The organism is Shinella kummerowiae (assembly GCF_009827055.1).
Taxonomy (GTDB): domain Bacteria; phylum Pseudomonadota; class Alphaproteobacteria; order Rhizobiales; family Rhizobiaceae; genus Shinella; species Shinella kummerowiae.
Genome location: NZ_WUMK01000003.1, coordinates 413,175 through 428,620, shown reverse-complemented (window position 1 = coordinate 428,620; position 15,446 = coordinate 413,175). Strand labels below are relative to the sequence as shown.

Genomic DNA, 15,446 nt, shown 5'->3' with positions numbered 1-15,446 from the left:
TCTGATCACGAATGGAAAGGGCATCCCTTGCCCGCGGGGTCGATAAGGGTGAGCCGGCCGCGCTCGAAGCGGCGCAGCGTTTCCACGGCACTGCGGTCACCCAGCCGCAGGCTGCCGGCATCGCTGTCGACGAAGCGCGAGCAGACGCCGACATGGCTCTCGGCAAGATGCCGATAGGCGGCAACGAAGGCGGAGTGGGCGACGGCCAACTCTTCCGGAAGCTGTTCGAAGACCGGCCGCAGATCACGCCAGACACCGACGAGCACGGCGTGTTCCCATGACATCAGGCCGCTGAAATCATCCGATTCCACGGTCGGCTGCGTCATGGACACACGGATGGTGCTCTCATAGACATCCTTGGTGAAACTCGCGGCGAGTTCCATCGAGGCTGCCGAGGAGGTCAACAGCGTCGCCGCCGTCATCAGTTCCTCTTCGGCCGACGCCAACAGCCCGCGCTCCAGTTGCATCTGGAAACGCCGGAGGGCAACGACGAGGCCCTGGACGTTCAGGAAGAATGCCCAATGGAACTCCCGCCAGATGGCGAAGGGAGAGGGATGGCTGGCATTCATCGCAGCGGCTCCACCCCGAAGGTTCTGGCAAGCAGATGGGTTTGGCTGACAAAACCCTCGATCTGCCGGCGGATGTGGATCGCGGGCAGGTCCTTGCCCCTGTCGAACAGCGCGGTGACGGCGTGCACGGTCTGGATCAGGCTGCGCGCCATCGCGACGGCCGGCTCGCCGGTGGTCAACCGGTTGACCCGAAAGTAACGATCGTAGTCGCTCGCCTGGAATGCCGTCAGCGGCAGGCCCGTCGTATCGACCGCGGCCGGAAGACCGTCGGGTTTGCCAAGCTCGAGAAGAAGCGCCTCCAGCTTCCTGACGCTCGCCGCATGATCGAGTTCCAGAGCCTCGAGCAATGTGCGGAGCACGGAATGCATCCTGTTGCGCTCTGCAGTGGTGAGGGTGGTTTCGGCAGGGAGCTTGTCCGGCAGCAGGAGGTCGAGCCAGGCATTGTTTTCCAGGCCCGAAAGCTTACCATCGCTCAGCGCCACCGTTTCGCGCAACGGCTGATCGATGGGACTTGCGGCCGGCGCATCGCCCGGCGCCGGATCCAATAAACGCTGATGCTGGGTCAAGGACGCTACTCCTGCCGGGGTTGCGCGGCGGCATCGCCGTCCATGAGGCGACGAAGCGCCAGCGGACGCATGTCGGTCCACACCTCGCTGATATGGTCGAGGCACGCCTGCTTCGGTCCCGCAAAGCCGCCGTCGCGCCAACCGAAGGGAATGTCCTTGTAGGTCGGCCAGATCGAATAGCGTTCCTCGTCGCTGATGACGACGCGATACTGGAATTCGGTGACTTGATCCGGGTTGCTCATGGCGTGTTGGTTCCATCAGTGAGGGGAAGAAGGCCGAAGCCTGCAAGGGACTGAAAACCATGCAGGAAGGCGTCGTGAATGACGTCGAGATCGGCATCGGTGTGAGCGGTCGAAAGGAAGCCGCCCTTGTCGCCGCCGCGCAGGTGAATGCCTGCCGTCAACAGCAGAAGCGAAAGCAGATTGAGCGCGAGCGGCGGAGCGCCGCTGCGACCGGCCGCCACGGAAAAGAACGAGCCGAAAGAGGTGAAGATGACGGGCAGCCGAGCCGTTGCCAGCGAAGCGTTGAGACGGCTCACAAGGCCACTCGTGCGCGCGTTCAGCCCTTCCTGCAGCGCCGGCCCCTCGTCGAGCATATGCCGGGCCGTGGCGCGCGCAGCCGCGAGCGAGAGCGGATGCCGGCAATAGGTGCCGGCAAAAAATGTCGGCTGCACGACCGGGGCAGAGGCATCCCCATAGGACCAGATGCCGCCATCGACATAGTTCATGAAGCGGTTGCTGCCGGCGATCAGCGACAGGGCCAATCCTCCGCCCGCGATCTTGCCATAGGTCGCGATGTCGGCTTCCACGCCGAAATGTTCCTGCGCGCCGCCCTGGGCAGCCCGGAAACCGCTGATCATCTCGTCGAAGATCAGCGCGGTTCCGGTCTGCTCGGTGATGGTCCGAAGCTCGTGCAGAAAGGCGCGCGGCTGCACGTCGATATTGCGGCTCTGGACTGGCTCGACCAGTACAGCGGCGAGATGACGGCCCCGCTTGCGCAGGGTGTCGAGCGATTGCGGATTGGCGTAGTCGAGCAGGAGGACATCCCGCGCCGTCGTGTCCGTGACACCGGGAAAGGCCGGGACGGCCCGCAGGTCCGTCGGGCCAGCTGGCTTGTTCAGCACCTGGTCGGAATGCCCGTGATAGGAGCCTGCGAAAATCGCGATCTTCCGGCGGCCGGTTGCTGCGCGCGCAATGCGGATTGCGGTCATCACCGCCTCGGTGCCGGTATTGCTGAACGTCACGCGCTCCTTGCCGGTGAGACGGCAAAAAAGCTCCGCTGTTTCGCCGGCAAGCTCGGACTGCGGACCAACCGCAAAGCCCTTTGCAAGCTGCTCCTCGATGGCGTTTCGAATGAACGGCGGGTTATGGCCGAAAAGGTTGATGCCCACGCCCATCAGGATGTCGACATAGCGATTGCCATCGACGTCCCAGAGATTGGCCCCTTCGGCCTTTGTCGCCACGATCGGATAGAGCGCTTCCTTGGCGAGTGGCGAAAACGGCACGCCGATCGCGCTCTTGTCGGCAAGAAAATGCCTGTTTGCGGCGCTTGCGTCCTTCGAACCCTGAGTGCGCTGGTTGAAGGCCGCGATGATGGCCGCCGTGGCCGAGGCCGGCGTGTGCGTGCCTGCAAACGCGTTCATCGGGATGCCTCCAGCGCCGCCGATTTCCGGCAGAAGAAATAGGCGGCGTTCTTCTCGTCGATCGGCCCGCCCTTGGTGCTGCGCAGGTCGGCTTCGAAGCCGCATTCGCGCAGAAGGACGGTGACGGCTTCGAGGTCGTGGCCCCAGACCACATTGACGACCGAGCGATGCTCCCAATCCGGACGGAAGGTCTTGTAGCGGGAGAGCAGAGCCAGTCGCCAGCTGCGAAGGCTGTCCGTCCGCGTGACGCGGCCCGCGAGGTTCTTCAGCGAAAAACGCCTGCGTTCATCGGGCCGGCGATAGATGTCGACCGTGAAGGCGCCGCGTCCGGCCGCAGGATCATATTTGGGGGTGATCAACCAGGCAAAGTCGGGGTGGATTTCGCCTTCCGTCGGCCGTCCGTGCCAGTAACGGGACATCTGCGCCGGGTGGTTGACGTCGAAGACAAAAATGCCGCCGGCCTTCAACGACCGGCTGACGCTGGTGAAGACACCGCGCAGGTCATCGAGGCTTGCCATGTGGTTGAGCGAGGCGCTGGTGCACAGGACCGCGTCGAACGGTGTTTCAAAGCTAAAGTCACGTGCGTCGCCCTGGGCGAAGGCAGCGGATGGTGCGTTCTCCCGTGCGTGGCGCAGCATATCCGCCGAACCGTCGAAGCCGGTGACGGAATAGCCCCGGTCGACGAGTTGGGCCACGAGTTGCCCGGTGCCGCAGCATAGGTCGAGGATGGTGCCGCCCGCGGGAACGTGCGGAAGCACGACGCGCTCGATCGGGCCGATCTTGTGCTCGCCGTAACGCGGCCCCAGCGTCTGGTTGTAGAGCCATGCCCAGTGATCGTAATTGCTGGCTTGTTCAAGCATCTGTGTTTCCATCGACGGTAGGGGAATTGAGAGCGCCGGCCCGGAGGAAAGCCTGCAGGTATTTGCGAAACAGCGCGGTATCGAGCACGGGCTCGGCAAACGGTGCGCCGGCGAGTGCTTCGCGCGCCTGTCGGTGGTCGAAGGTCCGGCCGCCGGATTCAGCGGTTTTCGCGCCACCGGCGGGGCCCTGTTCGAACAGTCCCATCAGTGGATAAAGGGGATGGTCGGGTTCCTCGCGCGTGATCCGGTCCAGAACCTCACGCCAGGCCGGGCGCGGGATGCGCCGCATCGTGAGCCCTTCAAGCGCGCAGGCGTCGAAGAGAAGTGCGGAAGAGACCGGTGTGGAATGTACGAGATGAAAGATCTGCCCGGACGATTCCGGTCTGTCGGAGAGCGTGACGATCGCCCGAGCCACGTAGTCAACCGGGAGCATTTCCAATGCGGTGTCGCCTTCCGGTGCCATGCCGGATCGCAAATAACCCTGCGTCAGCCGGCACAGGATATCGGCCCCGTTGAACGCACCGGTTTCGCTGTCGCCGGATATGGCGCCGGGGCGATAGATGGTAACCGGCACGCCCCTGCGCCGAGCCTCGTCAGCCAGATGCTCTGCGACCCACTTGCTGCGATTGTAGCCGCCAGCTGGGGGCGAGAACGCCTCGATACGGTCGGTTTCCAATATGGGCGTCCGGATATCGTTGCGGGGCAGGGCGCTGAGCGACGAGACGAGGTGAAGCGGCCGGCCCCGTCCTGCGCAGGCGAGCCGCAGGATTTCCGATGTTCCCTCGACATTGGCGGCACGCAGCCGTTCGTAGGGGTGAAGATGGTGGACTTCGGCCCCGTTGTGGATGATCGAGTCGATCCTTGCGACGAGACCTTCATAATCGGATGGTGAAAGGGCGAGGCCGGGTTTGGCGAGATCGCCCGCCACGGCGTGCAGCCGCCCCGCCATCGAACTGCGCCACAGACCGTATTGGCCGAGGGATGCTTTCAGTCGGCCAATACCGGTCTCTCCGCGCACCAGGCACCAGACCTGGCGTCCTTCATCCCGCAGCAGTTCGTGCAGAAGGTAGGCGCCGAGGAAGCCTGTGGCGCCGGTCAGCAGGACATTGCGTGGTTGATCGGAGATCGGGATGGCCGCGGAGGGGCGGATCGTCTCGTCGAGGCGGATATCGCTGCGCAGCAGTGAATCGAGCGCGGGCGTACCCGCCGACCGGTTTTCAAGGCGCGCGGCAAGACCTTCGACGGTCGGCGCGTTGAAAATATCGAGAATACCGATCTCCAGTCCGTAGCGCTCCCTGGCAAGAGCGGACAGCCGGGTGGCCACCAGCGAATGGCCGCCAAGGTTGAAAAAATCGTCGCCGGCCGAAACCGATGCGATGCCGAGCACATCCTTGAAGGCCGCTGCGATCGCTTCTTGTATCGGTCCTTGAGGCAGACGCCCGTCGCGGTCGTGCGAAAAATCCGGCAGGGGAAGCGCGCTCATATCGACCTTGCCGTTGACCGTCAGCGGCAGTTGCTCGAGCCAGGCGAACGCATCGGGCACGAGAAACCGGGGGAGGCGCTCTGCCAACCAGCTGCGCATCGCCCTGGCTGCGGCCGGGCCTGCTGCCTTGGCCACGCCATAGGCGACGACGCGTTTTTCACCATCGATATCGCGGATCGCGACGGTTGCCGCGGCGATGTCGGGATGGGTCAGAAGCATGGCTTCGATTTCGCCCGGCTCGATGCGGTAGCCACGGATCTTGACCTGGTCATCGAGCCGCCCGAGCACGCGAATGCGTCCGTCCGGCAGCTGGCAGGCCCGATCTCCCGTGCGGTAGAGCACGCCGGGCCGACCCTCTGGCGCGAACGGGTCCGGGACAAAGCGCTCGGCCGTCAGCGCCGGCCGGCCGTGATAGCCGCGGGCGATGCCCAGGCCACCGATGTGGAGCTCTCCGGGAATGCCGATCGGCAGGGGCTGCATATTGGCGTCGAGAACGTAGAGCTGCTTGTTTGCCGCCGGCCATAGCGTGGCATCGACAGGGTTGCCGTTTCCGCACGCCACCATGCTGGCATTGACCGTGGTTTCGGTCGGCCCGTAGGCGTTGATGAACAGGCGCCCGCTGCCCCAGCGCTCGATCAGTTCCGGCGTCGGCGCTTCGCCGCCGACCAGCACCATGCGAAGTGCAGGGTAATCCCCCGCCGGAAGGGTCAGCAGGGCGGAGGGGGTCGTGGTGATATGGGTGACGCCCTGTTCGCGCATGTGCTCGGCGAGGCCGGGGCCGGGCAGGGCCTCCATCGCCGGGAGCAGCAGCAGCCGCGCACCGGCGCCAAGGCTCATGACCAGTTCGGGGATCGAGGCATCGAAACTGAAGCTGAAGAATTGCAGCACGCAATCGCCGGGCCGCACGTCGCCGCAGCGGATCTTGTCTTCCGTCAGGTTGACCAGGCCGGCATGCTCGACGAGCACACCTTTCGGCCGGCCGGTCGAGCCGGATGTGTAGATGACATAGGCAAGATGCTCGGCCCGGCTGATATTGTCGGGATTATCCTCCGGCGCGTCTTGCGGCCAACCGGTGTCGAGGTTAATCCGCGTCACCTCCTCCGGCAGCGCCATCGCCTGGTGCGTCAGGACCAGCGGCGCCTGTGAATCCGCAAGCATGTAGGCGAGGCGCTCGGCCGGATAGGCCGGATCGAGCGGTAGATAGGCGCCACCGGCCTTGAGCACGCCGAGCCAGGCCGCAATCATGTCAAAGCCGCGATCGAGTGCGATGCCGACGACGGTTTCCGGCCCCACGCCCTTCGCGCGCAGCATGTGGGCGAGTTGGTTGGCGCGGCGGTTCAGCGTGTCATAGCTCTGGACCTGCATATCCGCGCCGGATGCGTAGACGAGCGCTGTGGCATCGGGTGTTCTGGCCGCATGCGCCTCGAAAAGCGTGTGAAAGCGTGCCGTCGTGTCATAGGGGCGCTGCGTGTCATTCCATTCGACGAGTTGTCTTTGGCGATCCTCGGCGGGCAGGAGAGGGAGGCCCGCGATCGGCAGGTCGGGGCTCTCAGCGATGGCCTTGAGCAGCGCGAGGAAGTGTGTTGCCAGTGCGCGGACCGTCTCCGGCCTGAAAAGCGCCGTATCGAACTCGAAGGCGCCTTTGACGCCATCGCCCGCCTCGTAGAGGTTCAGGCTGAGATCGAGTTTGGCGACGCTGTCGCGGCTGACGATCCGGCGCAACTCCAGGCCGGGCAAACCGATCTTCTGCTTCGGCTCCGCGTCAAGCTGGAATTTCAGCTGGAACAGCGGGTGAAGGCTCGGATCACGCTCGGGCCGCAATTCTTCGACCAGCCGCTCGAAAGGCAGGTCCTGGTGATCCAGAACGCCCCACAGGGTCTCCTGGACACGCTTGAGATTGTCTAGGAAACCGGCCGTCGGCCGCAGGCATGCGCGAACCGGCAGCGGATTGACGAACAGTCCGACGAGGTCTTCGGTTTCCCGGTGATTGCGGTTGGCGACCGGTGTGCCGATCACCAGGTCAGCCTGCTCCGTATAGCGGTAGACGAGGATGTTGAACGCCGTGAAGAGGGCCGCAAAAAGTGTCGTCCCTGCTGCACCGGCAAGGCCGCGCAGGCGCGCGACGGTATTGGCGTCGATCGTGACCTCGTGCAGGCGACCTTCGTTGTTTTGCACCGGCGGCCGCTGAAAATCGGCGGGGAGGCGGGTTACGGGCAACGGTCCTTCGAGATGCTCCCGCCAGAACGCCAGGGATTGTTCGAGCCTCGGGCCTTGCAGAAAATCCCGCTGCCAGGCGGCGAAATCGCCATACTGGATCGGCAGCGTGCGGATGTTACCGGTTCTGCCCGAAACGGCGCTTTCGTAGAAGAATGCGAGATCCTTCAAAAGCACGTCCATCGACCAGCCGTCAGCGCAGATGTGGTGCAGCGTGAGCAGAAGGATGTTGCGATCCGGACCGAGCGAAACCACGCTCAGCCGAAGCGGCGGCTCGCTTGCAAGGTCGAATCGCCGCCGGGCTTCCGCCTTGATCACAGCCTCCAGATCCTGTGCATCAAGGCCGTCAGCGCGGCGATCGATCAACGTGACGGGAATGCGCGCGTCCGCGACGGTTTGCTGGACCGGCTCGCCCTCGCGGGTCTCGATGCGGGTGCGCAGGATGGCATGCCGCGCGGCCACCTTTTCGAGCGCGGCTTCGAGCGCGCCGACATCGAGCGCACCATACGCCTCGACGGCGAACGGCATGTGATAGAGCCCGGCTTCCGGTAGCATCTGCTCGATGAACCAGAGCCTTTTCTGGGCAAACGAGAGCGGTGGCGAGGGATTGTTGCGTGCAATGATCGCGCGGCCGTCACCGGCAGGCTGGCCAGCCGTCAGGAAGGACAGGATCTCGGTCTTGCGATCACGCACGAGTGTGGTGACGTCCTGCGTCAGGGCTTGCGCAGGGCCGGAGCACCGAAGCGTGCCGGCATCGCTCCACACCCGAATCTCCTGTCGGGCAAGGTTTTCCAGGAGCGTTTCGATTGTCTCGCGCACGTTCATCGGGTGGCCTCCGTCGTTCTGCAAACACGCAGGCCGGCGTGCCTCGAAAGCGTATCCGGACGGCCAGTATCGATGATGACCGGAGAGGTTCGCACAGGAACCGGTGCCAAAATCATTGCAACCTCTGATTACGTCGAAAAACCACTCTGGCGAGGCAATCAATTGCCGTCTGTATTGTTGACTACGGCATTCAAGAATTATATGCAAGAGGCAATTCGTCATCGAAGCCCGGCTCCGGTGACGAGGAATTCAAGGGAAAGATTCTCGTTTCAGGGGAGCGGGAAAGGCGCCTTTTGGCGTCTTTTCAAATGTCCACTCTCCGTTCCACGAAGGAGCAACAGGCAGTGCAAAATACGTCATGGACGACACGGGCCGGAAAAGAAAACGAAGAATTTTATTCAATAATTCAGGCGATTGAGAAGCGTTCTCTGGAAATTCCTGCCGATATGGCGATGCGTTTTTTCTATGATGACGCCACGGCCGTCGCCGAAGGTCGCTTCGATGCGTGGAGCTGGAAGGAGCTTCGCGACAGGGCGCGCAACGTGGGGCGGGAGCTTGCCGCGACGGGTCTCGTTCTCCCCGGCGTGCGCATTCTCGTCGTCTATCCGCCAGGCCTTGGTTTTATCGCAGCGTTCCTCGGATGCCTCTATGCCGGGGCCGTTCCCGTTCCCGTGCCGGCGCCGAGGCGTGCTGATGGAATCCATCGTTGGTTGCATATAGCGCGCGACGCCGGCATAACCGGAATCCTCTGCGACAAGGATCTTATCGAGACGCTCACGCCCTTGCAGCAGGCCGTCGGCCATGGCTTTTGCGTCGCGCCGATGGGGGGCGATCCTGCCATTGCCTGCCAACAGAACGATGACGGCCGGCCGTTCTTTTCGCCCGGCCCGAAACACGTCGCGTTCCTGCAATATACGTCGGGTTCGACGAGCGATCCCAAGGGCGTGATGGTCACGCATGGCAACCTGATGGCCAATCTGCGGCAGATCAGCGTGGCCTTCGAATATGGCCCGTCCGACCGCTCCGCCTGCTGGTTGCCGCACTACCATGACATGGGGCTGATCGACGGCATTCTGTCGCCGGTTTTCAATGGCTTCCCGGTATCCCTGATGGCGCCGGCCTCGTTCCTGCGCAGGCCCTTGCGTTTCCTGGAACTCGCCAGCCATGTGCGCGCGACTGTGATCGGCGGACCGAACTTTTCCTACGAGCATTGCGTGGAAAAATCCTCGCCGGACGCCGTTGCAGCGCTCGATCTCTCCACGATCCGCATCGCCTATAATGGCGCCGAGCCGATCCGGCCGCAGACGCTCCGGCGTTTCGCCGCGACATTCGAGCCGTGCGGCTTCCGCTGGAAGGCCTTGTATTGCTGCTATGGCCAAGCCGAGGCGACGCTTTTTCAGACCGGCAACCGCCCGGACGACCCGCCGCACATTCTCTCCATCCGACGCGACGAACTGACGGCGCGGGGCACGGCCATCGAGACCGGGCAGGAGGAAGACACGCAGGAGACGCTTGAACTTGCGGCCTGCGGCCGCGCCGCCGACGGTCTCGATCTCGCCCTGGTGGACCCCGACCGGCGCGCCCGCGTCGCTGATGGTGTCGTCGGCGAGATCTGGATCAAGGGTCCGAATGTTACGCCGGGCTACTGGGGTCGCGCCAAGTTGAACGCGGAAACCTTCGATCAGGTGCTCGATGGCACCGGCGGCTGGCGACGCACCGGCGACCTCGGCTTCCGCCTCGCCGGCCAGATCTACATAACCGGCCGCCTCAAGGACCTCATCATCATCCGCGGACAGAACCACCATCCGGAAGACATCGAGCAATCGGTGTTCTCCTGCCATCCCGCGCTGGCGCAAGGTCGGGCCAGCGCCTTCTCCCTGGAGTTGGATGGTGAGGAACAGGTGGGCGTGGTGTGCGAACTGACGCGCGAGGGCCTGCGCGACATCGATGCCGAGGACGTGTTCCGGGCCATTCGCGGCGCTGTTTCACGCAATCACAATCTGAAGGCCGCGATCATCGCGCTTATCCGGCCGAGCAGCCTGCCGCGCACGCCGAGCGGCAAAGTCCGCCGCTTCGCCTGCCGTCAGGGCGTCGTCAGCGGCGACCTGCGTGTCGTCGCACGCTGGGATGCCCGCCCCGGCGCAAGGATCGACCTGCCGGAGGTGGCCGAGCAACCGAGCTGGCAGGAACAGTTGCACCGCCAGCCGAAAGCGCTGCGCAAGGACGCGCTGCGGCGCCTTATCCGGCAGGAAGTGGGTCTTCTCGCACGCCTCGGGCCGGGTGAACTGCCGGATGCTGCGGCCGGATTTTTCGATCTCGGGCTCGATTCCGTCGCGCTGGTCAATATCGGCGCAACGATCGAGCGTGAACTTGCCGTCCAGGTCGGGCCCACGCTCATCTTCGAGCATCCGACGATCGATGCCCTGACGGATCATCTCTGGAGCATCGTTCGCACCGATATGCACGACACCGAGATCCGGCACGACGTGCCGGCGAACGATGCGAAGACGGCCGTGCCCGCAGCCGGCCTGCAGCAACCATCGGTCGCCGCCGAGTTCGCGGCCCTGAAGGCTTTGCTCGGTTCCGAAACGGCAGGCTGACCGGCTTATCCGCACTCTTTTGATCAACGAACGAAAGCACCAGCGATGACCTCTGCCGACAAGCCGGCTCCCGCCTCCGAAGGCGTTGATCAGGACGCGATGTTCGCCATCCTCCGGGATGCGCGCCAGCGTCTCGAAAAATTCCAGGCGGAGCGCGACGAACGGGTCGCCATCGTCGGCCTCGCCGGCCGGTTTCCGGGCGCTGACGACGTGGACGCGTTTTGGCGCCTGCTTCGTGCCGGCGAAAGCGGGCTTCGGTCGGTCGATGATGCGGAACTCGAGCAGGCTGGCGTCGATGCCGAGGTGTCCTCGCGCCCGGATTACGTGCGCGTCTGGGGTGGTTTCGACGATCCGACCGGTTTCGATGCAGGCTTCTTCGGCTATTCGCCGCGCGATGCCGAGCTTCTCGACCCGCAGCAGCGCGTCTTTCTCGAATGCGCCTGGGGTGCGCTGGAACATGCGGGCTATGACAGCCGGACCTATCAAGGCCGGATCGGTGTCTATGCTGGCGGCGCGCTGACCTACAATTTCAGCAATATCCAGGCGAACCGGACGCTGCGCGAAACCGTCGATCCGATCCATGCCGGCCTCAGCAATGTCATCGGCCTGATCGCTTCGCGCGTTGCCTATCACCTCGATCTCAAAGGTCCGAGCGTCGGCGTGCAGGCGACTTGCGCGTCGTCGCTGATCTCGCTGCATCTCGCCGCACGCGCTTTGCTTGCGCGTGAGGCCGATATGGCGCTCGCCGGTGCGGTGGCGATCGGCCAGCCGCGGCCGGAAGGTTATGTCTACAAGAGCGAGGGTGTCAGCTCCCCGGACGGATTATGCCGGCCGTTCGATGCTGCCGCGCAAGGCACCGTCTTCACCAACGGCGTCGGTGTCGTGGTGCTGAAGCGCCTGAGCGATGCGCTGGCCGATGGCGACACGGTCTATGCCGTCGTGCGTGGCTCGGCGATCGGCAATGACGGGGCCGCGAAGGTCGGCCTGACGGCTCCGAGTATCGCCGGACAGCAGGCCGTTCTGGAGGCCGCCCTTGCCGATGCGCGCATTGCGCCCGCCAGCATCGACTATGTCGAAGCGCACGGCACGGCCACCGCGCTTGGCGACCCCATCGAGCTGGCGTCGCTGAACCGGGTCTATGGCGCGGCCTTCAAGGCAGAGGGGCGTGAATGCGGCATCGGTTCGGTGAAGGGCAATATCGGCCATATGGATGTCGCCGCCGGCATGGGCGGCCTCATCAAGACCGTGCTGGCGCTCCGGCATGGCAGCCTGCCCGCCAGCATCAACTTCAATACACCCAATCCGGGCTTTGACCTTGCTGCAAGCCCGTTCCGGGTCATCACGGAAAATCGGGATTGGCAGCGCACGCCGGAGCGACCGCGGCGTGCGGCGATCAGCGCCTTCGGCATGGGGGGCATGAATGCCCATGTCATTCTGGAAGAAGCGCCGCTGCGGCCAGCGGAAGCCGTCATTGACGGCCCGCAATTGCTGCCACTCTCCGCCCGCTCACCCGAAGCGCTGCGGGATATGCGCGATGCACTTGCCGCCACGCTTGGCGATACAACCCCGGCGAACCTCGCCGGGACCGCCTTCACCCTGCAAACCGGCCGCCGCCCGATGGCCCATCGTTTCGTGGGCCTCGTCCATGACAAGGCATCCGCCTGCGCGCTGCTTGCGGCCGGCGAAGGACCGGACTGCGTTGCCGGCGAGGTATTGCCCGGTGATCCAAGCCTCGTCTTCCTCTTTCCGGGGCAGGGATCGCAGCATGCCGGAATGGCGCGCGAACTCTACGATCGCGATCCTGTCTTCAAGGCGGCCTTCGATGCCTGTATTGCAGGTCTGCCGGACGATCTTGATCTGAAAACGCTGCTTTATGCTGGTGACGCCAGCCCGGAGGCACTCAACCGTACGGAGGCGACCCAGCCGGCGCTCTTCGTCGTCGAATACGCGTTGGCGCAGATGTGGCTCGCCAGGGGCCTGCAACCGCGTGCGCTGCTGGGACACAGCATCGGCGAATATGTGGCGGCCTGCCTTGCCGGCGTGTTTTCGCTGGAGGATGCGCTCCGCATCGTCTGCGCGCGCGGCCGCCTGATGCAGGCCTGCGCACCGGGCGCAATGCTGTCGGTCATGTTGTCGGAGACGGAAGCCCGGTCCGTGCTATCTGCCGACGTCGAGCTTGCTGCCGTCAACGGTCCGCGCAGCTGCGTGCTTGCCGGAACCACGGACGCGATCGCGGCGCTCGCCGAGCAGTTCGATCGAAGCGGCCTCGGCAGCCGGCCGTTGCGCACCTCCCATGCCTTCCACAGCTTCATGATGGAACCGGCGCTCGAGGAATTTTCCGAGATTCTTGGCACCGTCAAACTCAATCCGCCGATGCTCGACATCCTGTCGAACCTCACCGGCGACTGGCTGACGGCCGAACAGGCGACGGACCCTGCCTATTGGGTCGCCCACCTGCGCGGAACCGTGCTTTTCGGACCCGGCCTTGCCCGCGTCCTAGAGCTTCCCAATCCGGTCCTGCTGGAGGTCGGTCCTGGCTCGTCGCTGACCCGGCTTGCCCGCCAGCAGGCGCGGCCGGATATGCGTGCCGTGGCGTCCTTGCCCGATGCGGGCTCTGCGCGCGACGCCGCCGACCACGCCCTGCTCGCCTTCGGCGAACTTTGGACGGCCGGTATCGATGTCGATTGGGCAATGGTGCGAAAAGGCGCGTCGCGCCGCGTTGGCCTGCCCACCTATCCGTTCCAGCACACGTCCTACTGGATCCCACCGGTGTCGCCGGTGGCGGTAGAAGACGGTCCATCGGAACGGCTCGCCGATCTCTCCGACTGGTTTCACCAGCCGACATGGACGCGCGACACGACGCTTCCCGTGGTGGACGATCGTCGTGGGGAAAGGCGGCGCTGGTTGCTGCTGAACGGTCGGGTGACGGCAACGGCGATCGGTGCGCTGTCGGAGCACGTGGAAACAATCCATGTCGAGGTAGGGGATTCGTTTGCTTTCGACGGCGAGACCTATCGCCTCGATCCGGCCGATGCCGATCACTACCGCGCCCTCTTGGCCGATCTGGCGGCGAAGGGTTATGCGCCCGACCAGATCGTCAACGGTTTCGCCCTTGGCAGAGAGCCCGGTTCCAACGCTGGTTTTGCGAGCACGCTGGCGCTCGGACGCGCGCTGACCGACGTCGCCGAAAAACCTGCATTGCTGACGGTGCTGGCAAGCGGCATGCATCAGGTCACCGGTTCGGAAATGCTCGACCCGCACGCCGCCATGGTGCTGGGAAGCCTGCGGGTCCTGCCGCAAGAGCTGCCGGGGTTGAACTGCCGCAGCATCGATCTGCCGGATACCAATCCCGCGTCGATGGTTGCAGGCCTTTCCGGCGCCCTGCTCAGGCCGTGGCGGGAGGATGCGACGGTTTCGGCGCTGCGCGGTGGATTTGCCTGGCTGGTGGGGCACGTGGCAAGCCCGGTCGCCGAGCCCGCCGAGGTTCCGACCTTGCAAGATGGCGCGACCTATCTCGTCGCCGGCGATCTGGTTGATGGTCTCGGCCTTATCTACGCCCGTGCGCTCATCCAGTCGCACGGTGCGCGGGTGATCCTCGCCGGTCGGGCCGGATTACCACCCCCGGCCGAATGGGAGCATTGGCTTGCCTCACACAGTCCGCAGCATCCCGTCAGCCGCTTCGTTCGCACGCTGCGCGACATCGATACGCCGGGAGAACACTATGTTCTCTTCAGCGGCGACCTGTCCGATCCGGAATGGCTGGCCCCTGCTCTGGACGACGGCCAGCGGCGGTTCAGCCCGATCCGGGGCGTCTTCCACACGGCCGGCATGGGCGAACTCTTTCATTGCCCGCTTGCGGAGACGACGATGGAGGGCTCCAGCGGCCTCTTCGCAACCAAGGTCGCCGGGCTGCCTGCCCTTGCCGCCGCGCTCTCGACGGCTCAGCCCGATTTCGTGCTCGTCCAGTCGTCACTCTCCTCTATCCTTGGCGGCGGCGGCCTCGCCGCCTATGCGGCGGCCAACAGCTTCCTCGATGCTTTCGTCGAGGCGCAGCGCGGCAAAACGCAACCGGTCTGGCAGGCGATCAACTGGGATACGTGCCTGCCTTACGGGCAGAATCGTGGAGAAGGCGGAAGCCTCTATGCCAAAGCCATCGATGCGGACGAGGTGTGGCAGGTCACGCGTGCCGTCCTCGCCCGTCCGGAACTCATCCGTGTCGTCGTGACGCCCGAACATCTGCATCACCGCATGGCTGCGGCGATGCAGGCGACGGTGGAAGCGACGCCGGCCGCCCCTGACGCCGCGACCGGCCGCCAGGGCATCCGCACGGCCTATGTCGCGCCGCGTGATCCGGTGGAGGCGACCGTGGCATCCGTCATGCGCGAACTCCTCGGCATCGAGCGCATCGGCGCCATGGACAATTTCTTCGAACTCGGCGGGCATTCGCTGCTCGCGGTGCAGGTGGTGACGCGCCTGCGCAAGCAATTCGCCACCGACCTGCCGATGCGCGCCCTGCTGTTCGAGGCGCCGACGGTGGCCGGAATAGCCGCAGTCATCCGCGATTCACTCGAAGCCGCCCGACGCGAGCAGGAAACCCTTGAAGCGCTTCTCGACGGCATCGAGGCCGTCGGCGCGCGCCGCGAAGCATAGATCCAGACAACGACCAGTCCCCACGGAGCATGAACAC

Annotated in this window: 8 protein-coding genes; 2 read left to right on the top strand and 6 right to left on the bottom strand. The window is 64.7% G+C overall.

The window, feature by feature from the left end; all coding sequences use genetic code 11:
- Positions 1-5 precede the first annotated feature (5 nt).
- Genes GR138_RS09745 through GR138_RS09720 form a run of 6 tightly spaced genes read right to left on the bottom strand, consistent with a single transcriptional unit; the run spans position 6 to position 8,159 of the window.
- Positions 6-569, bottom strand: coding sequence for a siderophore biosynthesis protein (locus GR138_RS09745; protein ID WP_160858809.1), 564 nt, complete (start codon positions 567-569; stop codon positions 6-8).
- Positions 566-1,135, bottom strand: coding sequence for a hypothetical protein (locus GR138_RS09740; protein ID WP_160858807.1), 570 nt, complete (start codon positions 1,133-1,135; stop codon positions 566-568). Before GR138_RS09740 ends, GR138_RS09745 begins: the two co-directional genes overlap by 4 nt.
- Before the next feature lie 5 nt (positions 1,136-1,140).
- Positions 1,141-1,377, bottom strand: a complete 237-nt coding sequence (locus tag GR138_RS09735) for an MbtH family protein (protein ID WP_160858805.1) — start codon at positions 1,375-1,377, stop codon at positions 1,141-1,143.
- Positions 1,374-2,777 carry an aspartate aminotransferase family protein gene (locus GR138_RS09730; RefSeq protein ID WP_160858803.1) on the bottom strand — a complete coding sequence of 468 codons (1,404 nt, stop codon included), beginning with the start codon at positions 2,775-2,777 and terminating at the stop codon, positions 1,374-1,376. Before GR138_RS09730 ends, GR138_RS09735 begins: the two co-directional genes overlap by 4 nt.
- Positions 2,774-3,637, bottom strand: coding sequence for a class I SAM-dependent DNA methyltransferase (locus GR138_RS09725; RefSeq protein ID WP_246200343.1), 864 nt, complete (start codon positions 3,635-3,637; stop codon positions 2,774-2,776). The genes GR138_RS09730 and GR138_RS09725 overlap by 4 nt, the downstream gene beginning before the upstream one ends.
- On the bottom strand, positions 3,630-8,159 hold the full coding sequence (locus GR138_RS09720) for a non-ribosomal peptide synthetase (protein ID WP_160858799.1): 4,530 nt from the start codon (positions 8,157-8,159) through the stop codon (positions 3,630-3,632). Before GR138_RS09720 ends, GR138_RS09725 begins: the two co-directional genes overlap by 8 nt.
- 452 nt (positions 8,160-8,611) lie before the next feature.
- On the opposite strand from GR138_RS09720, the gene GR138_RS09715 reads away from it, so the two are divergent.
- Complete coding sequence (locus GR138_RS09715; protein ID WP_246200342.1) at positions 8,612-10,759, top strand: AMP-binding protein; 2,148 nt, start codon at positions 8,612-8,614, stop codon at positions 10,757-10,759.
- Between the two features lie 45 nt (positions 10,760-10,804).
- A complete protein-coding gene (locus GR138_RS09710) occupies positions 10,805-15,409 on the top strand; it encodes a type I polyketide synthase (RefSeq protein ID WP_246200341.1) in 4,605 nt (1,534 codons plus the stop codon).
- Positions 15,410-15,446 lie beyond the last annotated feature (37 nt).

Coding starts and splice junctions, on each gene's coding strand:
- GR138_RS09725 (WP_246200343.1), bottom strand. CDS start 3,637: ATGCTTGAACAAGCCAGCAATTACGATCACTGGGCATGGCTCTACAAC.
- GR138_RS09735 (WP_160858805.1), bottom strand. CDS start 1,377: ATGAGCAACCCGGATCAAGTCACCGAATTCCAGTATCGCGTCGTCATC.
- GR138_RS09710 (WP_246200341.1), top strand. CDS start 10,805: ATGACCTCTGCCGACAAGCCGGCTCCCGCCTCCGAAGGCGTTGATCAG.
- GR138_RS09715 (WP_246200342.1), top strand. CDS start 8,612: ATGCGTTTTTTCTATGATGACGCCACGGCCGTCGCCGAAGGTCGCTTC.
- GR138_RS09720 (WP_160858799.1), bottom strand. CDS start 8,159: ATGAACGTGCGCGAGACAATCGAAACGCTCCTGGAAAACCTTGCCCGA.
- GR138_RS09730 (WP_160858803.1), bottom strand. CDS start 2,777: ATGAACGCGTTTGCAGGCACGCACACGCCGGCCTCGGCCACGGCGGCC.
- GR138_RS09745 (WP_160858809.1), bottom strand. CDS start 569: ATGAATGCCAGCCATCCCTCTCCCTTCGCCATCTGGCGGGAGTTCCAT.